At 45.9% G+C, this 24,256-nt stretch carries 16 protein-coding genes and 1 tRNA gene; 11 read left to right on the forward strand and 6 right to left on the reverse strand.

Annotated elements, in window-relative coordinates:
- Positions 1–80 precede the first annotated feature (80 nt).
- From QT994_RS27770 to QT994_RS08115, 5 genes are all read left to right on the forward strand, one after another.
- Entirely contained in the window at positions 81–5,363 is a 5,283-nt protein-coding gene (locus tag QT994_RS27770) for an AAA family ATPase (protein WP_445243882.1), read from the forward strand.
- Positions 5,364–5,481: 118 nt separating this feature from the next.
- A complete protein-coding gene (locus QT994_RS08100) occupies positions 5,482–5,688 on the forward strand; it encodes a hypothetical protein (protein WP_172190898.1) in 207 nt (68 codons plus the stop codon).
- Between the two features lie 233 nt (positions 5,689–5,921).
- A complete protein-coding gene (gene uvsE, locus QT994_RS08105) occupies positions 5,922–6,866 on the forward strand; it encodes a UV DNA damage repair endonuclease UvsE (protein WP_333173268.1) in 945 nt (314 codons plus the stop codon).
- A gap of 106 nt (positions 6,867–6,972) precedes the next feature.
- Positions 6,973–7,644: an SOS response-associated peptidase gene (locus tag QT994_RS08110; protein WP_333173270.1), complete on the forward strand. Its 672-nt coding sequence runs from the start codon at positions 6,973–6,975 to the stop codon at positions 7,642–7,644.
- Positions 7,645–7,794: 150 nt separating this feature from the next.
- Complete coding sequence (locus QT994_RS08115; protein WP_333173272.1) at positions 7,795–8,181, forward strand: VOC family protein; 387 nt, start codon at positions 7,795–7,797, stop codon at positions 8,179–8,181.
- Between the two features lie 120 nt (positions 8,182–8,301).
- Here the strand turns inward: QT994_RS08115 and QT994_RS08120 are convergent, their stop codons facing one another.
- Complete coding sequence (locus QT994_RS08120; protein ID WP_333043799.1) at positions 8,302–8,919, reverse strand: CP12 domain-containing protein; 618 nt, start codon at positions 8,917–8,919, stop codon at positions 8,302–8,304.
- Positions 8,920–9,413: 494 nt separating this feature from the next.
- Here QT994_RS08120 and glpX point away from each other — a divergent pair, with 494 nt between their 5' ends.
- The 3 genes from glpX (at position 9,414) to QT994_RS08135 (ending at position 15,114) form a co-directional block, all read left to right on the forward strand.
- Complete coding sequence (glpX, locus tag QT994_RS08125; protein WP_333173274.1) at positions 9,414–10,451, forward strand: class II fructose-bisphosphatase; 1,038 nt, start codon at positions 9,414–9,416, stop codon at positions 10,449–10,451.
- 145 nt (positions 10,452–10,596) lie between these two features.
- Positions 10,597–11,889 (forward strand): glutamyl-tRNA reductase, encoded by a 1,293-nt coding sequence (locus QT994_RS08130; protein WP_333173276.1) that lies wholly within the window; start codon positions 10,597–10,599, stop codon positions 11,887–11,889.
- A gap of 216 nt (positions 11,890–12,105) precedes the next feature.
- Positions 12,106–15,114 (forward strand): UPF0182 family protein, encoded by a 3,009-nt coding sequence (locus QT994_RS08135; protein ID WP_333173279.1) that lies wholly within the window; start codon positions 12,106–12,108, stop codon positions 15,112–15,114.
- A gap of 157 nt (positions 15,115–15,271) precedes the next feature.
- Here the strand turns inward: QT994_RS08135 and QT994_RS08140 are convergent, their stop codons facing one another.
- From QT994_RS08140 to QT994_RS08155, 4 genes are all read right to left on the reverse strand, one after another.
- Positions 15,272–15,940 carry a hypothetical protein gene (locus QT994_RS08140; RefSeq protein ID WP_333173281.1) on the reverse strand — a complete coding sequence of 223 codons (669 nt, stop codon included), beginning with the start codon at positions 15,938–15,940 and terminating at the stop codon, positions 15,272–15,274.
- Between the two features lie 252 nt (positions 15,941–16,192).
- Positions 16,193–17,146, reverse strand: coding sequence for a PIN domain-containing protein (locus tag QT994_RS08145; protein WP_333173282.1), 954 nt, complete (start codon positions 17,144–17,146; stop codon positions 16,193–16,195).
- A gap of 241 nt (positions 17,147–17,387) precedes the next feature.
- Positions 17,388–19,016 (reverse strand): site-2 protease family protein, encoded by a 1,629-nt coding sequence (locus QT994_RS08150; RefSeq protein WP_333173284.1) that lies wholly within the window; start codon positions 19,014–19,016, stop codon positions 17,388–17,390.
- 345 nt (positions 19,017–19,361) lie between these two features.
- Positions 19,362–19,435: transfer RNA gene (locus QT994_RS08155), tRNA-Arg, on the reverse strand.
- Between the two features lie 937 nt (positions 19,436–20,372).
- Between QT994_RS08155 and QT994_RS08160 the strand changes: the two genes are divergently transcribed.
- The 3 genes from QT994_RS08160 (at position 20,373) to QT994_RS08170 (ending at position 23,803) form a co-directional block, all read left to right on the forward strand.
- The gene (locus QT994_RS08160) at positions 20,373–21,047 is read left to right on the forward strand and encodes an Npun_F0813 family protein (RefSeq protein WP_333043788.1); all 675 of its coding nucleotides are present in this window, start codon (positions 20,373–20,375) and stop codon (positions 21,045–21,047) included.
- A 559-nt stretch (positions 21,048–21,606) separates the two neighbouring features.
- Positions 21,607–22,665, forward strand: a complete 1,059-nt coding sequence (locus QT994_RS08165) for a hypothetical protein (RefSeq protein ID WP_333043786.1) — start codon at positions 21,607–21,609, stop codon at positions 22,663–22,665.
- A gap of 154 nt (positions 22,666–22,819) precedes the next feature.
- A complete protein-coding gene (locus QT994_RS08170) occupies positions 22,820–23,803 on the forward strand; it encodes a hypothetical protein (RefSeq protein WP_333173286.1) in 984 nt (327 codons plus the stop codon).
- A gap of 14 nt (positions 23,804–23,817) precedes the next feature.
- Here QT994_RS08170 and QT994_RS08175 read toward each other — a convergent pair whose 3' ends face one another.
- On the reverse strand, positions 23,818–24,093 hold the full coding sequence (locus tag QT994_RS08175; protein ID WP_333043784.1) for a LapA family protein: 276 nt from the start codon (positions 24,091–24,093) through the stop codon (positions 23,818–23,820).
- Between the last annotated feature and the right edge of the window lie 163 nt (positions 24,094–24,256).

A 24,256-nucleotide genomic window follows, 5' to 3' on the forward strand; every position in this document is an offset into this window, starting at 1 on the left:
AACTTGATGAGTCCCATAAAAAGTTTATTCAGCTTCGCGACAAGGTGCTAGAAATGGCTGAATATTTGGCAGTATCGCCAATGCTTACAACTGAGGAAATTGGTTCTTTGGCAGATATCAAGTCTGTACTTGAGCGTGTTGATTTTGCCGAGAAGCAAAAAAGTGCGATCGCTCTTGTCCGCGACTCTGCTTTGAGGGTTCTGGAACGAATTTTAGCGATCGCCCATCGAGTAGAGAGCAATTTTCAGTCATTATTGGAATGTCAGGAAAAAGCCCGCGAACTTCAACGCGCCATCTCCGAATCGCAGGAGTCTGACTTGCATCCCGACACCCAACTCTTGGCTGACGGCAATCATCCATTCTGCAAACTGCTAGCACTAATTGCAGAATTGGACGCAGCAGATTACGAGCGTTTATTTTCCTTACAGAATGCCGTAGCTGCATCATTTGGAATTCCTTTGGCGATGGCAGCAGTCAGACGAGAATTGACGATCCAGACCGAAGCAATACCAGATATGCCTGCTGTTTTTACTAACAATAAGTTAGAGAAAACTTTCTTAGTTGATGAGCCGGAATCAGAAACTGTGCTTATTGTCGAACCACCACCCGCAGCAGAGTTGAACGCGGTATTGACAGAGGATGCGATCGCGCAGCCAACCACTGAAAATATCCCAGATATTCCACCAACAGAAGCCCCTATCGCAACTCAGATAAATCATCAAAATTCGGAAAATAAGCAAGGAAAAGAAGTTGACAAGCCGGGAAATAAAAAACAAGAAGAAAAACAGTCTCTCTACAGCTTCTCGCCCAATGATACCGCTCAACAAATCGCTCAATCCATCTTGGACGACCCCGATCGAGAACGCCCAGCAGTTTTGCGCGACTTAGTTTGGCGACTGATTTTTGAACAAAAACTCAGCCTTGCATTTCATTTAGCTCGCTGCTTTGAAAAACAATACTCCAACTTTGAACCGCACCTGCCACCGCAGTTAATTCGAGCAGTATTGCTAGGACAAAACCTGCGCTATGACGTAGGATATGGAAAACTTGCAAATCTGCTTAAAGATGACTTCACCAGTTACACCGCCAGCTATTCATTACCAGACAAAAGTGAATGGAATCAAGCTGCAAGCTTGCTCTTGGCCGCAGCAGCAATGCGACCGTCTTTACTAGCGCCAAATACTGGTGCGAAGCACCTTCTCCAGCAGCTTCATTTCGGTAAAGCTGGACTTGCAAAACTGTACGATTATTGCCAAATTATCGCCAAACACGGCGATGGTCAGCGGGCGCTGGATCTCAAAGCCATCAAGAAAGCCAAAGACCAAGCAGACGTACAAAAATCTTTAGACGAATTGCATCAAAACATCGAAGCTTGGTGGTTTCAAGCACAGAAAAAAGATATGATTTACCCGCCGGCGAAGAAGGTTTGGCAGGATTGGTTGAAGCCTGACGAACTGATTCACTCTTTAGTATTTCCTGTACTTGAAAAAGATTTGAGTAAACTTTCAGAACTCAAGCAGAAAGTCAATCAATTGTCTGACGAATCCCAGATCGACTCTGAAATTGAGAAGACAGACCGTAAAATTCGCCACCGCACTCGCCGTGATGCCATGATGGGGAAAGCCGTGATTCAGTTGCGCGATCGCGTTCGTGAACCTGTTGATTTGGTGGGAAAGTGGATTGAGATTCAGGAATCGCGCTTAGATCGAAGAGACAATTATCTTCAGAAAGAAGCCCAACAGTTAAAAGAAGATATTGAGAAGCTTCAAGATACTGTTATTAAAGAATTGGATGCCTTTGAGGAAACAAAACCTCCAGTGTTTATTTTAGCTGGTATTGCCTGTTCCCGAAAAGCTGTCAAAGATATCGGAAATCTCTTCGATCCAGATACTGAATTGCCTACCGCAGAACCTTACCTAAAACATATCCTGCACGCGGAGCTGTTAAGAATGCCGTCTCTCCCGATCGACGATGCCTGGGAACTGGATATCGCTACTCCTGAAGCGGGTATAGAGGTAATTTTGGAGTTAGTCAAAAATGATATTTGGGATTGGCAACAAGCATTCGATCTGCACTGTTATCTCTGTAGTTCAAAAGCTGTGGGAAATCACGAGGCTACGGCACAAATCATCGAATACCTCGAACTCTACCCCGAACCAAAAATAGACATCGCTCAGCTAAAGGACTTACGAAATAATCGGATTGAAGAGTGTCAAGGAATTTTGCAGGAGCAGGTCGAGACTACTAGCAAACAGCTCGAAAGTGCCGTAGCTTTTGGTTTACTAAGAGAAACAGATAGAAGTGCTTATGCAGCACAGATTGAAAGCATTAAAAATGCTCTGGTAACAACCAGGCGGTTTTCCGAAAAAATTGAGCTGCTTCGGGCGATCGGTCAAGGAATTAGCGCCAAGCGCCAGGAACAAATCGATCGAGTATCCGAGGAATTAGAGAGTCTTCAGCAAACAGGTATAGCAGATGCCGATCGTACCAGAATTTGCAGTGTATTGGAGCAAGGCGATATCCTGACGGCCGAGGAATATATAGATATGCTGAAAAAGGGGCGATCGCTTCCTGAACCAGAGGAAAAGAGAGAGGCTTTTAAAGACTTCTTCGAGCATAAGTATGCTGCAATCGAAAAAGTGCTTGAGGAGTGCGATCGCGATCGACAAAAAAAGCAAAATCTAACTGCAGACATTGGCAAAGGCAAAAGTATCGCCAAAATCCAGATGCCGCAGGGGCCCCAAGCCAAAAAAGCCGCTGAAATGCTGGATGCTTGGTTTGCAGTCAAGGGCAGAAATCAAGTCACAGAGAAAGATGCTTACCAAATTCTCAGCAATCTCGGTTTTAATATAAAATCTGTTGCCGTCAAAAAATTAGGAATATATACCTGGATTGACGTTAATTCTGAGCCGATATCTGACCAAAATCGCTGTCCTGTGTCTGCCTATGGTTCAGCCACGAAGGGTCATTACCGCATTCTTTGCCTATGGGATAGACCGAACGAACAGGATCTCCTCAATGCCGTTGGAGAAACTGCTCTGGGAGGGCCAGTCTTCGTTTTTCATTTTGGGCGAATGACCGTCAAGAAACGCCGAGATTTGGCTGATTTGTGCCGGCAGCGTCGGAGCACTTTCATTGTTATAGATGATGTGCTGATGCTCTACCTTTGCGGAGAACAAAAAACACGCTTACCTGTATTGTTTGACTGTACCTTACCCTTTACTTTTCTAGAACCGTATAAAACCGCAGCGGGAGAGGTTGCACCTGAGATGTTTTACGGGCGAGTACGAGAACGGGAATCTATAATCAATCCTGAAGGTTCTTGTTTAATTTATGGAGGCCGCCAGTTAGGTAAAACGGTTTTGCTTAAGTATGTACAGCGGACTTTTCACGCAACCGACGCGGGAAGGAACGCCCTATTTTTGGATATCAAAAAAATTGGGCGCCAGCAACAGTTAGATGAAATTTGGCATCTACTAAACGAAGAATTGGATAAATTGCAAATTCCCGGTATCAACCGGCGCAATTCCGTCCGCGAAAGCAGCCTGCAGCGGATTAAAAGTTGGCTGGAATCGGACAATCAGCGACGCTTTTTGCTGTTGTTGGATGAGGCAGATAATTTCCTGGAAGCCGATGGTAAGGAGGATTTCCCACGCTGTGATGAGTTCAGAAAATTAATGACGGAAACTAACCGACGTTTTAAGGTGGTCTTTGCCGGATTGCACAACGTTCTGAGAACCACTAGACAAGCAAACCATCCCCTGGCTCACTTTGGCAAGCCGATCTGCATTGGACCTCTGCTGAATAATGGTGAAATGCGAGCCGCAACAGCTTTGGTAGAACGTCCGCTGGCTAGTCTTGGCTATGGTTTTGAATCGCCAGATTTAATCCCGCGCATTCTGTGGCAGACTAACTATTATCCGAGCTTGATTCAACTTTATTGCGAGCAGTTACTCAAGCACATCACTAACCCAGATGTCCCTACTTTCGATCCTAAAATTAGTCCGCCTTACGCGATCGCTTCTCGCCATGTAGAAGAAGCTTATCAAAGTCAAGACCTTCGCAATAATATTCGCGATCGCTTTAAGTTGACACTGGGGCTCGATCTGCGCTACGAAGTAATTGCCTACTCAATTGCTGATGGTTCTCAGCAGAATGAAACAGGTATGGAGGATGGGTTTTCTGTATCTTGGATTCGCGAACAAGTCTTGTATTGGTGGTCTGAGGGATTCGCGGGAAGGTCATCGGAAGATGAAATTCTTGCTTTACTAGAAGAAATGGTCGGATTAGGAGTTTTACGAGAAACCGATGCAGGTTACTTCACTCTGAGAAGTTCTAATTTAGCCTTGCTTATGGGTACGCAGCCAGAAATTGAAGCAGAACTTCTGAGACCCCGCAAAGCTCCACCTGAATACGAACCTGCTACTTTTAGGTCTCCTCTTGTCAAAAATAAAGCTGATTCCCGGCGGAGTCCTTTAACTGTTCAACAGGAATCAGAGCTGCTGCGCCGGGAGTACGGTGTCTCTATTATATTTGGCTGCCAAGCGGCAGGAATTGACGATTTGAGAGTTTTTATGATGGAAGCAGCATCTAGTAAGAAGGATTGCAAAATTCACTATTTAGAAAATCTCTCTGATCGATCGGATTTCAGCCAGCGTTTGACAGAAATTATTAACCGTCGCAAGAAAGATACCACGACGCTCGTTGTTGTATCAGCCACCACCCTTTGGAGTAAGGATTGGGTTGATGACACACTTAAGAAACTCAAAAGATTGACTAAAGAAAAGTCGTTTATTCAGCTTGTTTTCGTCGCATATCCTGAGAAGGCTTGGCAGTTAGTTATTCATAATTGGACAGGTTTTGATTCCTTTAAGGAACTGAGATTTTTCAGCCTCAAACCTTGGCACGAGGCCGCCCTGCGACATTGGTTGGAAGATGTTAATTTACCCAGCGAACTAGAAGTTAGAAAGAAGATTACGGCAGTTACAGGGAATTGGCCAAACCTGCTGCAAAAATTCTATCAATTTTCTCAAGCTAATCCGCATTGCTGGCAAGATTCCTTGGCTGAACTGAAGAATCAATTTAATAACTCTGACAAATTAATTAATTCAATGGGCTTTGACTGTTGCGAACCTCAAATAAAACTGGTGATGAGAACTTTGGCCCAATGGGGAGAAGCAGCAGCGGTTGAGGAATTAATTGAGGTTCTTGATGATGTATCGCCTGAAATTGTCAAGCAGACTCTCAGATGGGCGGAGATCCTCAGTCTTGTCTCGCATTTAGGAAATCAGAAGCAAGACGGTAAGGATTACTGGCAGATTGACCCTGTAGTTGGTCGTCTGCTCGAATCTATGGCAGAGTAATACAAACTTTCTGCTGTGCGATGTACTCAAGCAGATCTCTGACTTAAGATAGGCGATCGCCCGCAGCAGCTAAGTCTAAGCTAGAAATGGTTCCATAAACCTAATTGAGGAAAAAAAGATGAGCAGCGGTCACGCCAGCCATAAAGGCTCTTCCACAAAACCCAATACCAACACTAACGGTCAAATTACATCCCCTGACGACCAACCCGCTGACCCGCTAAATCAAGAAACATCCGGCTATCCGTTCCATAACGAAGCAATGGAAAATCCTGTTGCCACCGCGCGACCCGACGAAGAGGCTGAGTCTGGCGAAGAACAGCAATAGTTATATCGATTAAATTGGCATCGATATGCTATCTGCAACGCGGTTGATTAGATGTTTGATAAAAATCAGGTTTGTAGTAATTACATCTTGCACTTCCATAGTCCGCCAGGGATTTCAATCTCTGCCGGACTCTTTCGCCAGGTTGAGTATTACCTAACAGCTTCAAAACCAAGGACTAATGTCCTTACTACAAAACTATTTAACCTAAAATTAAAGTTAGGAATTATTGATAAATGAGCGAGATTAATAAAGTATTGGAACAGGAAAAATTGCCGGAATTGGGATTAGTCTGTATTACAACGTCCGATGCCGTTCGCTTTCGCACTGTCACGCGAAAGCGACTGTTGCAACTTACAGAAACTGAACAAGAAACAGTATTGCGCGAGCTTTATACAGACAACTTAAAACGACTTGGCAAAGCGATCGACTTCTGTTGGGCTAATCAGATTAAGCTCTACCGGATGACTTCTGCACTGTTCCCTTTTACAGATACAGATTTGGGGGAAGCAGTGCTAAAGTCCATGACTGAGGAATTGCGGACTACGGGCGATCGCGCTTTGTCTTTGGGCATCCGTTTGGTACTTCACCCGGATCAATTTGTTGTCCTCAGTTCCGACAAGCTTTCGGTGGTTGAAAACAGCATTAAAATTCTCGCGGCTCATGCTTTAATTTTAGATATGTTGGGACAGCCCCGATCGCCGCAGGCACTGATGAACATTCACGGCGGCAAGAGCGATCGCCCTTCGCAGCTTAAATCAGTCATCCGCGACTTGCCAGAATCCATTCGATCGCGCTTAACCTTTGAAAATGACGAATACGCTTACAGTTCCTCGGAAATTTTAGAAGTTTGTCTCGATACCGGCGTACCAATGGTTTTTGACGCCCACCACCACGTCATTCACGAACATTTAGAAACTTACGACGACCCCAGCGTTGCCGAAATGCTCGCAGCAGCCCGCACTACTTGGTCTGTTCCTGAATTGCAATTAGTGCACATATCGAATGGCAGAGAATTTTTTGCCGATCCGCGCCACAGCGATTTAATTACAGAAATGCCTAATTGCTATTATCAGGCTCCTTGGATTGAAGTAGAAGCTAAATTCAAAGAATTAGCTATTGAAAAATTGCGCGCCGAATGGTTGTCGGCGAATGTTCCACAATTTAGCAATGTCTCGTAGGGGCGGGTTTTACAAACCATCTTTGCCTAACACCAATAATCTCGAAAACCCGCCCCGCCCAACGGTAAATTGCAATCTACCTTTTTGTTAATACCAATTATAAATTATGTGTGGACGATACACTTTAACTACTTCAGGTCAAATCATAGCCGAATTCTTCAAACTTTCGGCAGTTCCCGACATCGAACCGCGATACAATATCGCCCCAACTCAATCAGTTGCCACAGTAACAGTTGAAACAAAAAAAATGCAGCGACAGTTTCAATTTATGCGCTGGGGTCTGATTCCAAGCTGGGCAAAAGATATGAAAATGGGCAGCAAGATGATCAATGCGCGATCGGAAACTGTAGCCGAAAAACCTGCTTTTCGCAGCGCCATCAAGCACAGGCGATGTTTGATAGTCGCTGACGGTTTCTACGAATGGCAACAGGAGGGAAAGAACAAACAGCCTTACTATTTTCAAAAGGCAGACGGCGAACCTTTTGCTTTTGCCGGTTTGTGGGAAAATTGGGAATCTCCTGAAAAAGAAAACATTGTATCTTGCAGTATAATTACTACCGCTGCTAACGAAACAGTGCAGCCGATGCACGATCGAATGCCAGTGATTCTCCCCGACAGCGATTGGGAACAGTGGCTAGATCCTTCTGTTAAAAATGCTCAGGAAGTTTTGCCCCTGTTAAAGCCCTATGCTTCGGAAGCCATGAAAGCAAAGGCCGTAAGTGCGATCGTCAACAGTCCAAGTAGAGACAGTCCCGAATGCATTAGCGATCGGCAATAAATCATTGCAGCGGACAAAACCGAGATAGTTTGAGTTATGATCTAAAATGATGTTTGAGCTGTAGCTTTAGTTTTCTAAGGATCAGTTTAACTCAGTTTTTATTGGCTCAAACATTTTTTTAATCTTAACATGAGTTAGAAGACAAAAAATATGATCGGATACGTTACACTCGGTACCAACGATATTGAAAGTGCAGCAAAGTTTTATGATGCTTTGCTTGCTGAAATTGGGGCTCGACGATTCATGGAATTCGACCAATTTATCGCATGGAGTGTTTCTCCCGATGGACCAGCACTTGCTATTACAAAACCATTTGATGGTAACAGAGCAAGTGTTGGCAATGGCGTAATGATCGCACTTCAAGTTGACAGTCCCGAAAAAGTCAACTTAGTTTATAACAAGGCGATCGAACTTGGGGCTAAGGATGAAGGAGCTGCGGGACCAAGAGGCGCGTTGCCGGGGTTTTATGCGGGATATTTTCGGGATCTTGATGGGAATAAGCTGAACGTGTTTTGTATGACAGGGCCAAACACTTAAGATTTTTATTTTTCGTCAGGCGAGCCGAAAAAAAGCTATTTCCTATTGTTAGCTATTAGTTATCACTCCCTAAATAAGAGTTGATAACTAATAACTAATGGCTAATGACTAATAACTAAATTAACTCTCGTACATCCGCGCTTCAGCAGCTTCGGGATTTTCCTCGCAATACTCGTCAAAAGCCGTTTTTTCAAGCTTCATCGATCGCTGGTGAGAAGCCTCAGCCTGCATTTCCTCTACAATATCCCACGCTACCGCACACTCTCTAGAAGTAGCGCCTTTCTCGGCACAGATAGTTCTGGCATCCGCGATCGCCTGTTCGATTTGTTCCTCAAATAAAACACTCTTTGGCTTCTCGACAAAATCGCTTTTTGTCAAGATATCCGTGACCGAAATAATGCCCACTAGCTCGTCCTTAATCACCGGCGCCCGGCGGATGCGGGTATTCGCGAACAACCTAGCCACATATTCCACGCCCAAGTCAGGATTGACCGTAATGCAAGGTTTGGTCATAATCTCGAAGACGCGGACTTTTTTCGGGTCTACTCCGTAGGCTGCTACTTTATAGACAATATCCGTTTCTGTCACAATACCGTAGGCATCTTGTTCGTGGCGGCGTTCCACAATTAACGCGCGCAAACACAGATCGTTCATCATCGCCACTGCTTCAGCTACAGTTGCCGAACCGCGAATGGTAACAACATCTGTGGTCATAATATCTTGGGCTTTCATCATCATTTTTTATTCCTTTCCGCTTATAAAGTCTAGTGCGTCCCGATTTGGGGCTGTCCATTTGATTTGTGATCATCATTAGGACTTACCCTCAGAAACCCGGTGTCTACCAAAATGTTGGGTTTAGTAACGATGAATCCGGTCTAGCAACCAGGTTGGTGAGAAATCGTGCGATCGCAAACTAATCATAAAACCTTTAACGGCACTCGGTATGACAAGTTGCCTGAAACCGCCTATCGCTCTTCCGGAACCTCTGGAGTCCGCGATTTAGCCCTCAGACGGGGCTAGCGTGCGATCCTCCAAGCAAGAATGAAGTATTGGGGCGATCGATCTTTGAGCTGGTTGAACCCAGATTTTCCAGCCCCAGTCTCAAAGAAGCAAAAGTTAACACAAACTAAGCAACTGCTTGCGCTCGCACAGATCCCCGCCTCTGATAAACTTGATGGCTGGGAGTGCAAAAGAGCACAAGGCACGCATCAGCAGTTGGGAGGATCTAGTTCGTGGACAATGTAATCGGTTTAGAGATTATCGAAGTAGTTGAGCAGGCAGCCATCGCCTCCGCTCGCTTGATGGGCAAAGGCGAAAAAGATGAAGCCGACAGAGTGGCTGTAGAAGCCATGCGGGAGCGCATGAACAAAATTCATATGCGCGGCCGCATCGTGATCGGCGAAGGCGAACGCGATGACGCACCCATGCTTTACATCGGTGAACAAGTAGGTATTTGCACCCGCGAGGATGCCAAAGATTTCTGCAACCTAGATGAATTGATCGAAATTGACATCGCTGTTGACCCCTGCGAAGGTACTAACCTGGTAGCTTACGGTCAAAACGGTTCCATGGCAGTTTTGGCAATCTCGGAAAAAGGTGGTTTGTTTGCGGCACCGGATTTCTACATGAACAAATTGGCTGCTCCTGCCGCTGCTAAGAATCATGTAGATATTCGCAAAACGCCCACTCAAAACCTCAAAATTATCTCTGATTGTCTAGGCCGCAGTATTGAAGATTTGGTGGTGGTGGTCATGGATCGCCCCCGACACAAAGATTTAATAAATGAAATTCGGCAAGCGGGTGCAAGAGTTCGGCTGATCAGCGACGGCGACGTTTCGGCAGCGATTTCTTGCGCGTTTTCTGGTTCCAACATCCACGCACTTATGGGTATTGGCGCTGCACCCGAAGGTGTGATTTCCGCAGCAGCAATGCGCTGCTTGGGCGGTCACTTCCAAGGGCAGTTAATTTACGATCCAGCAGTTGTCAAAACTGGTTTGATCGGTGAAAGCAAAGAGAGCAATATCGCCCGCCTGAAAGATATGGGCATCACAGACCCAGACAAGATTTACAATGCTGAAGAGCTGGCATCGGGAGAAACAGTTCTGTTTGCAGCTTGCGGGATTACTCCCGGAACGCTGATGGATGGAGTTCGCTTCTTTGGCGGCGGCGCTCGCACTGAAAGTTTGGTAATTTCTTCTCAGTCGAAGACGGCTCGGTTTGTGGATACAATCCATATGTTTGACCAGCCAAAATCTCTGCAATTGAATTAGTGATTAGTTAAGGGTTAACAGTTAAATGTTAACAATTAACAGTTAACTGTTGACAGTCACCGGTGATTAGCAATTAGCGATAAACTAATAACTAATAACAGGTGACTGTTAACAACTAAGAAAGAAATAGTGACAAATCACAGATATGAATATTGCAGTCATAGGTCTCAGCCACAAAACAGCGCCGGTTGAAGTTCGCGAAAAACTGAGCATTCCAGAACAGAAAGTTGAAGCAGCGATCGCCCAATTGCGAGGCTACCCCCACATTCAAGAAGTTGCCATCCTTAGCACTTGCAACCGCTTAGAGATTTATATTGTTACCAGCGAGTCGGAACCGGGTGTGCGAGAGGTTATTCAGTTCCTTTCGGAATGCAGTAAAGTTCCTTTGCAATCTTTGCGCCCTCACCTGTTTATTTTGCTGCACGAAGATGCGGTGATGCACTTGATGCGAGTGGCTTCTGGCCTCGACAGTTTGGTGCTCGGAGAAGGACAAATTTTGGCTCAGGTGAAACAAACTCACAAACTCGCCCAGCAGTACAAAGGTGTGGGCAGAATTTTAGAGCGCTTGTTCAAGCAAGCTCTCACAGCAGGGAAGCGAGTTCGCACAGAAACTAGCATCGGTACTGGTGCGGTTTCTATCAGTTCGGCGGCGGCAGAATTGGCTCAAATGAAGGGTCAGCATTTAGCAAGCAGCAAAATTGCGATTATCGGTGCTGGCAAAATGTCGCGACTTTTGGTGCAGCATTTGCTCTCAAAAGGAGCTAGCCATATTTCGATCGTCAACCGCTCTGTGCGGGGCGCGCTGGAGTTAGCCGGTCAGTTTAAAGATGCTGAATTGCACCTATATCAGCTCTCGGAAATGATGCAGGTAATTGCCGCTTCTGACTTGGTTTTCACCAGTACGGCAGCTACCGAGCCGCTGTTAAATAAAGCTAAATTGGAAGCTGTTTTAGACCCGAATCGCCCTTTGATGTTGGTGGATATTTCTGTACCGCGCAACATTGACTCAGATGCGAACGAACTCGCTAATGTGCGATCGTTTAATGTGGACGACTTGAAAGCAGTGGTAGCTCAAAATCACGAAAGTCGCCGCAAAATGGCAATGGAAGCTCAGGGCTTGCTGGAACAGGAAGTAGAGGCTTTCGATCTCTGGTGGCGCAGTCTGGAAACTGTTCCTACTATTAGCTGTTTGCGGGATAAGATAGAATTGATTCGGGAACAAGAATTAGAAAAAGCTTTATCGCGTCTTGGTTCGGAATTTTCCGAGAAACATCAAGATGTGATTGAATCTTTAACAAGGGGAATTGTGAATAAGATTTTGCACGATCCGATGGTACAGTTGCGCGCTCAGCAGGATATTGAGGCGCGCCGGCAAGCGATGCAAACTTTGCAAACACTGTTTAATTTGGATGTGGATGTCAATCAGCAGTACAGCTAGTTTGTCATTAGTCATTGGTCATTAGTCATTAGTCAGTTGACAGGAAAGCAGTTGCCAGTTGACAGGAAAGCAGCAGTCATATTATGTCCGGTCAATTACCCTTAATAAAAATGCCTCCAACCCTTGCGGCAAAAGCATCGTTCGGGATGGGCAATTGCTCGGACTTGATATCAGTTATCGTTCCACCAATAACTAATGACTAATAACTAATGACTAATGACTAATAGGCGAATTTATCAAATAATGCTACTAATTGCGGGCCTATGGCTGGTTGTGGAGTTAGCCTCTCGCATTGTGGCAGAAATTCTCTGGTTTCAGGAAGTTGGATATCTTCAGGTTTTTCTGTTAAAGCTGAAAACTCAAGGGTTGCTGGGGGTAATTCCCACTGGCATTTCTGTTGTTTTTTTGATGGGAAATTTGGCTTTAGCCCGCCGCCTGCAACATCCCGCAGAGGAAATGAAATCGCCGGTTGCGGGGGCGCTATTCGCTTCACTGAGGGCGAACAAAACCGGGAAGAATTACGAATTACCTGTTGCTAAATCCCAAATTACCTTTTCCTGGCTGCTATTGGCGGTATTCGGATTGAGTTCGATCGCAACTTTGACACTAATTCACTGCGGGCTGTTAGCTGCAAACAGCCTCACCTATTTCGGTATAGTTGACAATTTGCCGACACCGCCCGTGCAGTTTGGAATTGAGTCAATCCAGCAAATAGCAGTGCAGCTATTTTCTCACTGGTGGCAGTTGGGTTTGCTGCTGGGCGCAATCTTAGCTGTGGCAATTAAGCCGGATTTTTGGCTGCGGGCGATCGCCCTTTTTCTGAGTTTGGCGATCGGGCTGATTGCCGCCAGTCGCTGGACAAATGTTTTGCAATATTTTAACCCTACTAATTTTAACACAACCGACCCTCTTTTTAATCAAAATATTAGCTTTTATGTATTTATTTTGCCAATCTTAGATTTGCTAGACTTCTGGCTAACAGTTGTCTTTTTGTACGGTTTAGTATCTTGTGCTTTAACATATTTGCTGTCGGGAAATAGCCTGAGTCAAGGGATATTTTTAGGGTTTTCTCGATCGCAGCAGCGCCACTTGTACGGGTTGGGTGCAGCTTTAATGCTAGCCGTTGCATTCCGCTACTGGCTGGGACGCTACGCCTTGCTGTATGCGCGGGGAGACGTTACTTACGGGGCGAATTATGCTGATGTGACGGTGCGACTGCCCTGCTATGGATTTTTGAGTATTTTGGCGGGGGCGATCGCACTTTTGATGCTGTGCCAAGTTTACCCATTCAAAATAAAAAATGAACTCATAAAAAAGATTATTTTGGCGTGGCTAACTTTAAGTTTGTTGGGAACTTGGCTGCTGCCAACAATTGTGCAGCAACTCCTAGTTAAACCCAACGAACTAGCACGAGAACAGCCGTACATCCAGCACAGTATTGCCTTTACTCAAGAAGCCTTTGACCTCAAACAAATTGAAATAAAAACTTTCGATCCCGCCGGAAAACTTACTTATGCCGACTTAGAAAAAAATCAACTTACTATTAGCAACATCCGGCTGTGGGACAAGCTGCCGCTGCTGAAAACCAACCGACAGTTACAGCAAATCAGACCATATTATACCTTCCCTGATGCCGATATCGATCGCTACACAATCAAAAATGAAAAATCAAAAAAGGGAGATTCTGAAAGCCAACAAGTGCTTCTGGCGGCGCGGGAATTAGATTACACAGCAGTTGCACGCGAAGCTCAAACTTGGGTGAACAAACACCTGGTTTACACTCACGGTTACGGCTTTACTATTTCTCCCGTAAACACCGTCGGTGTCGGCGGTTTACCAGATTATTTAGTCAAAGATATTGGAGTTGCAGCCCAGAAAGGAGAGACTACTTTGGGAGTAAATAGCGATCGAATTCGGGCCAGTATTCCGATCGGCTACCCGCGAATTTACTACGGCGAAGTAACCGATGCAGACGCCATGACGCCAACAAAAGTCAAAGAATTCGACTATCCCAGCGGCGAAGACAATGTTTACAATACTTACAGCGGTAGGGGCGGAATTAATCTCGGTTCTAGGTGGCGGCGCTGGCTGTTTGCTAATTACCTCAAAAATTGGCAAATGGCGCTGACCCGCAATTTTACGCCAGAAACCAAGTTACTTTACCGCCGCAATATCAACAAAAGAGTCCGGGCGATCGCTCCTTTTTTGCGCTACGATTCTGACCCGTATTTAGTAGTAGCAAACGCCAATCTTAGCAATGATGATATAGAAAAAGAAAAAAATGAAAATGGCAACGAGATTAAAGCTCCACCCTCGGCAACTGATAAATCTCCCAACTATCTTTACTGGATTATCGATGCCTATACAGCAAGCGATCGCTATCCGTATTCTGATCCCGGCAATCATGACTTTAACTACATCCGCAACTCCGTCAAAGTAGTGATTGATGCCTACAACGGGTCTGTTGACTTCTACGTTGCCTATCCCTCCGATCCGATTATTAACAGTTGGATTGCTATCTTTCCCGGACTCTTCAAACCCCTTGACAAAATGCCTCCGGCTCTCCGCAAACATATCAGGTATCCAGTAGATTTGTTAAGCATTCAATCGGAACGCTTGCTAACTTATCACATGGAAGACCCGCAGGTATTCTACAATAGGGAGGATTTGTGGCGAGTTCCCAATGAAATTTACGGCAGCGAACAGCAGCCCGTAGAACCGTATTATTTGATTACTAAACTGCCAACGGAAACAGCAGAAGAATTTATTTTGCTGCTACCTTTTACACCAGTAAGTCGCAACAATTTAATTGCTTGGATTGCAGGGCGATCGGATGGTGGCGATTACGGAAAATTGCTGCTGTACCTGTTCCCCAAACAGCGATTAGTTTACGGCCCGGAACAAATAGAAGCTTTAATTAACCAAGATCCGGTTATTTCCGAACAAATATCTCTCTGGAATCGCCAGGGTTCCAAAGCACTTCAAGGAAACTTATTAGTAATTCCCATAGAACAATCTTTACTGTATGTGGAACCTCTTTACTTAGAAGCCGAACGCAATAGTTTGCCAACTTTAATCAGAGTTATTGCTGCCTACGAAAACCGCATCGTCATGGCAGAAAATCTTGACTTGGCACTCAAGGCACTTTTTCAGAAACAATCTACCAATAAACCCGCAATTGTGCGACCTGTAGAAGGAACTCAACCAGCTTTAAAGAGTGAATGATATCACTTCCGGTTGCACCCGTCACTATTGTTGACTGTTGATTGTTGGCAGTTGACTGTTGACTGTTGACTGTTGACTCTGGGTCGAAAAACTAGATGCTTGAGTGTTAAGTGTTGACTGGGTTTTATTATTCCGATGCAACCGGAAACGATATAAATTACTGCGATTTCTGTTCGCTAGCAGCCTTGATATCCTGCCACCAAACATCGACATAGGGCCAGATCAAAGTCTCATCTCCTCCAGAATCTACTTTCACTGTCACCTCATAACGGTCAATATGCGTGAGTTCGCCAGTTTTGCCATTCAAATACAATTGTTTGGGATGGTCGGTGATAATTTCTACCCTTTGATTCAACAGCGACAGCATCTGGGTAGAAGAACCCTGAAACGGATTTTTGCCTTTGAGCATATAGCCGCCAATCAAAGATAAGTACATTGAAGCTAGGAAAAATACTGTACATAAACCCACAATTACCAGTGTTTTTTGTTGTGAAAAACTGGTATAAACCCTCGCATATCCTACGCTCATAGTTCCAAAAAATAACAAATTTGGCAGGTACAGCCCATCTTCCAGAAACACGCTACCAAAAAACATGAGGGCTATCTGAAAACCCAATAATGCAGCCACCCAACTCCAGCCAGTTAGCAACGATGCAGATAGTAGCCAATTCATTGTTATAGTAAGGGCGATCGCCATTGCTATTGCCCCAAGTGGTGCTGCATAATCGTACTGTCTGAAGGGAAGAAGAACAAAAAATACTAAAGCATAAGCAAAACCCGCAAAAGCCAGTGCTAATCCACTAATTATTTCGTTCCCGTTCAGCATGGCGATGGATTTTTAGAGCACTAAAGTGAAGCGTTCATCTTCTGTTGTGATAGTAGCCGTTGAAAACTCCCCGCGGGCTAAGGGCAGCAAATCTAACCGTAGGGTAGTCCACGAGCAGCTTACCGCTATATTTAGAGGAGGCAACTAATTTGTGAACCAAGCGTGCTATCCCAGTTTCCCAAGGTGCAAGATTAACGATGACCGAAGGCACAAGTCAGCCGTATCTGAAGGTGAAATTTTCAGAAAACCAGATTATTTTTTAGGGTCGATCGACTTAACAAATTGTTGCACAGGCTGTGGTAGAGCCGGCACAAAAGTCTTTCTAAAACCCTTAACATCGAACACTCGCCACAAAATACCCACCGCTACCGTCAAGAAAAATAACGCTCCCAAAAAATTGAACGCACCAGACAGAAAACTGCTGTCCCTTTTTTTCGGAGGTGTAATATGTTTCATGCGATATACAGCCGGCTCGTAATCTCTCGACTCCTCGCGATTGCGCCGCGGTGTTTTGGGGCGCGAACTCGCACTGCGGCTCTCAGTCAAACCCGTTTTATTAGTTTTAGTAAAACTGCTGGGCGACTTCAATTCAGAAGCGCCGCGCGTCCCCGTTAACTTACTAGCAGAAGCCCCCGTTTGGCCTACCCCAGCATCCTGAATTCTGCTGTTAGAGCGCTGAGTCAATTTGCGCTCGGCGAGGGTACGCATCAAACTTTGCAATTGCTGAGTCGCAGCCGGTGGGCGTTCCCCTTTCCTCGCCCAATTTAACAGCATCGCCCCGGTAATCCCGCAGAGATTCGTAGCGCTTACAGAAGCCAGCCGCTTCAGCAGAGGCTGGCTGTTGGAAACAAAAATCACCAATGCCTCCGGGTGTTCGGTCGCCAAACCGTAAACGCACTGAGCCGTCGCCACCACGAGCATTGCTGGCTTGCTTTGATTTTTGATCGAAGGTTCCAGAGCTCGGTGTGTTTCCTGAGCGTCAGTTGCAATCCAGCCACTGTCGGCAAAAAATCGCATAAACTCTCTAGCTACTTGCTCTTGCTCTTTTTCCACCGCCTGCCCTGTCAGACGATCTATTTCGTCGTACACTACTTCCGGGATATAGCAAGTTCCCACCTTGGCATATTCTTGCCACACTTGGGTTCTGCCAGTCATTAAAACATCTGCATCAAAAGTTACCAATACAGGAGGAAGTTGATTAGCCATGACTTTATCCTATAGGCTCAGATAAGTTATTTAAACTTAATCGATCAAGTTTAAACAAATTTTGGGTTATAAAAAAATCAACTTTTGGTAGTAGAGAAGTTGCCCTGGGCGGGGGTCTTAATGGGAAATTAGTAGTTAGGAACCCGATCGCCCTTCAGTTCCCCAGTTCGATCGCTCAATTCCTATATTCCACTAATTTACCGCAACCCAAGAGCCTATTACCAAAAACGCGCGGCTGCTGTTAGTTGCCGATTCCCAGACGGCCAGCCAAAGCCGGAGTCAACGGCAACAGCGCAGCAATCATCAAGAACAAAGCTAGCAAACCCAAAGCCGCGCGAGCATCGTCAGGCTCAGTCAGCTCGTTGAGGCTCGGCCGCTCCAGATTCCGCTGTAAAATCAGAATCACGATCGCCCAATACAGAGCCAAAGGATTACCTAAAGAAACGATCGCCAGCACCACAAAAGTCGCCAAAGTAGTGCGACTGGCTATTTTCCGACCGTAGATGGCTTGCACAATTCTACCCCCGTCCAACTGTCCCGCCGGCATCAAATTAATCGCCGTTATTACCAAGCCCAACCAACCGATAACTACCAGCGGGTGAACGTCAACAATCTGCTGCTGCAACGCCGAACCCAAAACCACTTTGGCCAAAGTTCCCACCAAAACCGAGCCCTTGAAAAATTCTGCGGGAATTTGAAACAAACTGCCGGGGTGAGACAGCAGCAAACCCGTTACCAGCATTAGCACCGAAACTATTCCCCCAGCCGCTGACCCGGCAAAAGCGATGTCAAACAAAACTTTACGGTTGGGCAGCAGCGACTCAAAACGGTCGATCGCTCCAAAACAACCTATCTGCAAAGTTGGTATAAAAAACGGCCAACTCAAGCCAACCTTGTACCGATTTGCCAGCACTCGGCGAGCAATTTCCCCAGAGCCTAAAACCACCCAAATTCCGACCGCAATTGGCAGAACTTCTAGATATCGAGTCGGCGAGTTAAAGAAATCGAAACCCAGCAGCAAACCGCCTGTCTCTAAGCTGGTAGCAATTGTTGCCAGCAGCAGCACGACTGCTAGGATTTTTTGAGACACGGTTGTTGGCTGCGGGTCGTTGGTGCTGGGCAAGATAATAACTACGGGCTTGTCGTCCTGATTTTCTACTAAAAATAGACGGTAGCGATCGTTTAATCTCTCTTCCAAACTTGCCGTCAAACGTGAGTGTACTTGTTCTGGGTCTCCCCGGAGATTACCTTTGAGAATTACGCCATCTTGATAAGGAATCGTTTCTGTGGCAAAGAAAGTATCAATCCCAAAGATGCCTTTAATTGCATTCAGGTCTTCAACTGGAACGGGAATAATTTGTAATTCATTATTCGCAGGCGACGAAGTGACGATTTTAATGGTTTCTGGGCCTGGTGTTCGCTGCGACTCAGGGGCCGAGAAAGCATCGCTTTGGGACTTTACCTCAGCAGCATCCGGCCGCGGCAGCACTGTATCAGATGCAGCCTTACGCAATTGCCGGCCCAGATAAATGTACAATCCCGTGGATGCCACTAGCAGCAACAATACCGCAACTAGATTGAGGTAAATTCCGGCGGCGAACAAACCAAAGAACAGCAGCCAGGGACTCATCAGCGCAACAGACTGCAACCAAGCCAAAATTCCCAGTTTGCCAAAAGGTCTGGCGCGATAAAATCCCCAACCCAGAATTCCCAGAGCAACCAATACGAGCGCAATTGTTGCCGTATTTTCCGATGCAACTATAGGCATTCCGGTTGCTTGCGCCAATATAGGCTTTAATCGGTCGATCGCGCTGCGGTCGAGTAATAGCATTAAATTTTGGGGAACATGAAATAGAGTTGTTGGGAACATATCCAAACCTGTCGGAAACTAGCCTGATTACTAAGGATAACCCCTGAGGGCTACTCGGCCCACAACCTGCTGCTGGTGCTGTTTGAACATTGCAGGATCTAGGCTATTGACACAATAGCCTTTTTATGATACCACATCCGATGTGGCAAATATATACTCAGAAGGGTAGCAGTGTCGATCGCCCAGAAGCAGGCAGATTGGTCTGGGTGTGGCAGGCGCGGCTTGTTTAAGGATTTGTTTCGGATTCGGGCATCGGAAACAAATCCGAAGCCAAATAAGATCTCAGCCGCTCTTTCCTTCGTGGTAAAAAGTGCTGAAACCCTTGAGATAATTAATTTTCTGTAACGGGTACGGCAGGACTTGAACCTGCGGCTCGCTGCTTAGAAGGCAGCTACTCTATCCAACTGAGTTACGCACCCAACTCAAAAATCGCTAACAAGATTATTGTATCGGTGCAGTGTGCGATCGAGCAAGTAAATTATATGATGACTTACGCAGAAACCGCTTTGATGTAGAAAAAGACGGCGTGGAGCGCCATGGCTGGGGAAAAAACCAAGGTGATGAGAGTGCCTGTGCGTCCTCTTCCTGTATCTCACCCAAGCTGGAGGGACTCACCTGCAAACAGCACACTTGTAAATTTACCCTCAAAACTAGGTAGCACGTGAACTCGGGTAAAGTATTTAGAGGTCGAGTTTAAACCAAAATATTTGGTCGATCGCATCTCTCCCAATTAAGACGGAACTCAGACAGCACAAGAGTCACAGGTGCTTTTTCCCAGATTTCTATTGGTTATGTTAACATCCCCTAGTGGCAAAGCCTAAAACGCTGACCGCATTACCGAAAAACCAGAGATCGTCCCCTGATTTGAGGTATGAGTTAAGACAGAATGACTGATTGGCTGATGTTTAGTTATGTTTGCTAACATTCTGCTCGACTTGATATTTAATAAAAATGTGGTAGAACTAGATTGAAAGACTCAGGTGAAAATCCCTGATGGTACGGAGCCTCTATATAAGCTTCCTCTACGGCATCAAAGCAAAACAGTCAATCGCCCGCTCGGCACGAGCGCGAAAATCAAGCGTTGCCAGTACAGCAGTCGTAAATTGTGCGCGGGGGATTTTCCTTCGTGCATTGATTTATACGCCAAGGCGGAGAGACTATCTCAGCTTAGATATTTGTTAGCATTTGTTAGCAAAAAAGTATCGGAACGCTTGAGGAGAGAACCATCTCTGGGTGATCGGGAGCAATCCTGCTAATTTAAGTGGACTCGCTGAATCAAGAATCCCCTCGCCTTTAGGCATGGGGAGTGTCAAAAGCACAGCACCTCGGCCATGACAGGAGTCAAATCGCAGTGTCATGTTTATTCTGAAACGGCAGGATGTTGAAATAACCAATTATCAACACCCAAAACGGGATCAACAAATTCCCATTCTCAATTATCAGGGGCAGACTTTTCGCCTGATCAGCGCCTTCAACGGCAAGCAAGCAGAAGACGCCAGAGCCTTGTGGCGGGACTTAACCGACAACCGAGGCAAAGCCTGTGTTCTGCTAGAAGAGCCGGAGCGATATAGCGTCTGGGGAAAAGTCCGTTTAGATCAGCTTGCCGGTGAAGAACCGGCAGGTAATGAAGCAGCCAAAGCACCGCTGTTCGCGCAGGGTTGTCTGCTGCTGCTCCAAGCTGTTTACTTCGATGTAGAAGACCTCTTAGGCGCAAGGCAAGCCACATCGTTTCAGAAAGATATCGCCAAGGTATTTCAGCAGGGAAACTTCCCCCAGGCAGACTCCCCTGATGCGATCAAAAACTGGCTAACCGTTAGTCCCTTGCAAAATCACAAGGTGCCTGCTTGGCAAGAGCAGCATCTCAAAACCTTATTGCAAGAACTCCACCGTTTGGGGAAATCATATTTTGGCAATACGGACTTCGCTGAGGGAGTCAGCGATGTGCTGCAAGATATGCCAGCCCCGGATCGGACTCAGTTTCTAGATTGGCTGAAACAATCAGCCCTCAACAAATTGTGGATCGCAGGATAGAAAATCTTTGACAATTGCTCAGACAATTGGACTGAGATAATTGAGCTTAGATAATTGCACTGTAGGGGGTAGGGGATATACAGGTTGGATTGCCAACTTGTATTGACCAACCAAATTGTTGATTCGGTTTGGATGCCACCTATGGTCTGGCAATTTAACTAAGTTTAGATCGCACTGCCCACCCAGAATTATTGATATGAGTGGGGGAGTGTGAAAGCAAAAAAACAGATACCTCAACCTGTGATGGTAGAATTTCAGAGATAGATTGGGTACTGTAAAAACCTTAAGGGTGGAGACATATACCGTATTTCTATCATTATATTTCCGGGTAGAAGATCGACTAACGACTAATTTATTGAATTAGTCAATAGATATTATTCTTGCTTAGTCTTTCTAGAGTGTACGAGGGCGCAAATCCCGACGACACACTGAGGACGCCAGTTATTCCGGAAGCGTCAGATCGAGGTTTTTTAAGGTTTCTTGGCGAAAGAATCCTCATCTCCAATCAAAGATTGAGATGGGGTGCGTTCAACCGCTAGTTAGGTCTCGTGGAATCCCTATGAGTAGCACTTCAGAAAAGTCATCTACATCTTCATCTTTACTGTCAGCTCAGACCCTAGTGATTGCGGGCATTGTCTGGGCTGTAATGGCGCTGCTGTTCTTTTTGCTGTTCAGCGTCCCCCTCTCAGCAGAAGAGGGTTTACCTCTGTGGTACTCGATCGGCACTTATATTTTTGAATGCGGAGCATACTTGGGAGCGGCTTTAGTCTGTTTTAGAAACTGGCAAAGCCCGCACATGGTCAGCGGGCGCAACGTCTGGCTGGGCATTGGTCTGGGGATGCTGTTCTATTTCCTAGGCGGCGTGCTGTTCGGGATTTGGGAACTCTATTTCGGGTTAGACCCGGACGTGTCTCCCGCAGATGCGTTTTATCTGGGCAGCTATGTGGTCCTGATCGGGGGCATGGTTGTAGCTGTGACTTCCAAGCGACTGAATCTAGAAATTTGGCAGTGGGGTTTGTTAGCGGGAATTGCAGCCTTCGGGATTGCTGTAGCTATTTGGGTTGCTGCACCTGGCTCTTGGAGGGCCCAGCTAGGAATGGCTCCGGCAGCCACTCAAGAAGTAGTGACAGAATCTGAACCAGCAACCACTGCCACAGGAAGAGCGCCTGCTTTGGACAATTCGTCCAAGATACAGGCAAAAGGAGCAACAGCGACTGATCCTGTATCCGCACCCGAAGAAGCAGCAGCAGAAATCAAAGCTCCGGCATGGGTGATGGCACTGGACAAGCAACTGGCGCCTCACAAAAATGCAATCAATTTGTTTTACATCGTCGGGGACGTTTTTCTGCTAATTATTGCTACTGCACTGCTGCTGGCGTTTTGGGGAGGACGTTTTTCCCAATCTTGGAGAATGATTGCGGCTGCAACTTTTTCGCTTTACATCGCAGATATGTACTTTAAATGGCGCGATACTCAGGCTGAGGGTAGTTATCAAAGCGGCAGTTTGCTGGAAGTCTTTTTTGTTTTCAGCGCCATCCTGTTCGGAATTGGAGCTATCTTGGAACATGACATCTCAACCCGTTCTCGCCAAAGCAGGCGCACTCGTCGCGCAGCCTAGCGATTTGAGATTGGGGTTGCTTTGGCAAGCGATGGGGACGCGAAAGCTTTTTTGCCCTTGTCGGCATCTCTGAGCTTGAAATTAAAAACGAAAAATCACAGTTCGCTGACCGCTAGCCTGCGTCTTTTCACGTCTTTTTGCTGGAAAACTTGGCATGACGCCTACAAAACTCTCCGATTCAGACAAACGCGAACTCATTAGGCTGTACCGACAGTCGAACGAGAATACTATCACTCTGGCAAAGCGCTACGGAGTGAGCAGTTCGACTGTGAGGCGCATCCTTCAGGGGGCTTTGTCGGGGCCGGAATACGAATCTTTAGTCCAGCAAAAACAAAAGCGTTTGTCCGATCGCAGCAGTGTTTCTGAACCGACAGAGGCGACTACTGAGTCGTCGGCAAATGGCGAAACCGATCCTGTAGGTGTCCCCCTGTCCGAGTCAGTCCCAGTCCGTCACTCAGCCTCAAATTCGAGACCGACGATCCGAAAGCGTTCTGGAGCAGTCCCTCAACCAGTTGCAGAACTTGAAATTCGAGGAAATGTAGAGTCGGATTTGGATGTTTCTGATCGGCAAGATGCCCAAGCAGCCAATCTTGCAGATCAGAGCCACCGCGCTGTTGTGACTGGTGAACTAAAGGCAATGCTGCCAGCAGAAGGGCTGCTGGCAGGTGAAGACTTTAGCGATTTCGAGGACGACGAGGATGATGATGAGGATGAAGACGATTTAGATGACGACTTCGACGAAGATGTAGAGGATGAAGACTCTCTGTTTGAAGGCAGTCTCCTGGGTTCCCTATCGTCGGGCGAGTTGATCGAGCTTCGGGGTACAGGACTAATTCAAGTTTTGCCTTTAAGCGAAGCATCTCTGCCCAAAATTTGTTATTTAGTGGTCGATCGGGCTGCAGAGTTAATTACCAGACCCCTAAAAGCTTTTGGCGAACTGGGTCAAATTCCTGTCGCAGAAATTCGCGAGAAAACCCTGGCAGTGTTTGACAATCACCGAGTGGCCCGCCGATTTGCTACTCGCAATCAAAGAGTTTTCAAGATTCCTGACAGCAGTATGCTGCAAAAAGCAGCACCCTATTTGCGAGCTAAGGGAATTACTCGGCTGCTGATTGACGGTCAGGTATATTCCCTTTAAGGGATCAAATCTATTTAATATTGTACGGTGTCGGATTCTTCTGGATTTGCCGGAAATTTACGACTAGAGTTTTGGGAATCTGAAAAGTTCCACAACGGTTGCAGTAGCGCACCTCCGATCAATCCTGCACTTATGCTCATTGCCAATACTACTCCTACAGGCATTTGTATCGATTGAAAAAAGATAAAGTTTAAGGATACTGGGGCGGCGTTTTGCACTGAGATAATGCCGATCGCGCTTACTAAAATTGCTACTAAAAAACTAATGGCGAGCAGAGGAATTGTTTTCATAAACGGGTTGACAGGCTAATAATTTAACTTGTATACTTGTTTTATAATTGAAATATTTGTTAAATTTTTATTTTTGCAAACACCCCATTATATAATAATGTACAATAAGGTTAGGGGAAAAGTCAAGTAGAGACGGAAAAAATAGAGAAATTTTTTTAATTAA

The sequence above is a fragment of the Microcoleus sp. S13_B4 genome, assembly GCF_036700885.1.
Lineage (GTDB): Bacteria > Cyanobacteriota > Cyanobacteriia > Cyanobacteriales > Microcoleaceae > Microcoleus.

Bases quoted from the DNA above. Each gene is read 5' to 3' on its own strand.
- QT994_RS27770 (WP_445243882.1), top strand. From the start codon at position 81: ATGCTTACAACTGAGGAAATTGGTTCTTTGGCAGATATCAAGTCTGTA.
- QT994_RS08100 (WP_172190898.1), top strand. From the start codon at position 5,482: ATGAGCAGCGGTCACGCCAGCCATAAAGGCTCTTCCACAAAACCCAAT.
- uvsE (WP_333173268.1), top strand. From the start codon at position 5,922: ATGAGCGAGATTAATAAAGTATTGGAACAGGAAAAATTGCCGGAATTG.
- QT994_RS08110 (WP_333173270.1), top strand. From the start codon at position 6,973: ATGTGTGGACGATACACTTTAACTACTTCAGGTCAAATCATAGCCGAA.
- QT994_RS08115 (WP_333173272.1), top strand. From the start codon at position 7,795: ATGATCGGATACGTTACACTCGGTACCAACGATATTGAAAGTGCAGCA.
- QT994_RS08120 (WP_333043799.1), bottom strand. From the start codon at position 8,919: ATGATGATGAAAGCCCAAGATATTATGACCACAGATGTTGTTACCATT.
- QT994_RS08130 (WP_333173276.1), top strand. From the start codon at position 10,597: ATGAATATTGCAGTCATAGGTCTCAGCCACAAAACAGCGCCGGTTGAA.
- QT994_RS08135 (WP_333173279.1), top strand. From the start codon at position 12,106: ATGACTAATAGGCGAATTTATCAAATAATGCTACTAATTGCGGGCCTA.
- QT994_RS08140 (WP_333173281.1), bottom strand. From the start codon at position 15,940: ATGCTGAACGGGAACGAAATAATTAGTGGATTAGCACTGGCTTTTGCG.
- QT994_RS08145 (WP_333173282.1), bottom strand. From the start codon at position 17,146: ATGGCTAATCAACTTCCTCCTGTATTGGTAACTTTTGATGCAGATGTT.
- QT994_RS08150 (WP_333173284.1), bottom strand. From the start codon at position 19,016: ATGTTCCCAACAACTCTATTTCATGTTCCCCAAAATTTAATGCTATTA.
- QT994_RS08160 (WP_333043788.1), top strand. From the start codon at position 20,373: ATGTTTATTCTGAAACGGCAGGATGTTGAAATAACCAATTATCAACAC.
- QT994_RS08165 (WP_333043786.1), top strand. From the start codon at position 21,607: ATGAGTAGCACTTCAGAAAAGTCATCTACATCTTCATCTTTACTGTCA.
- QT994_RS08170 (WP_333173286.1), top strand. From the start codon at position 22,820: ATGACGCCTACAAAACTCTCCGATTCAGACAAACGCGAACTCATTAGG.
- QT994_RS08175 (WP_333043784.1), bottom strand. From the start codon at position 24,093: ATGAAAACAATTCCTCTGCTCGCCATTAGTTTTTTAGTAGCAATTTTA.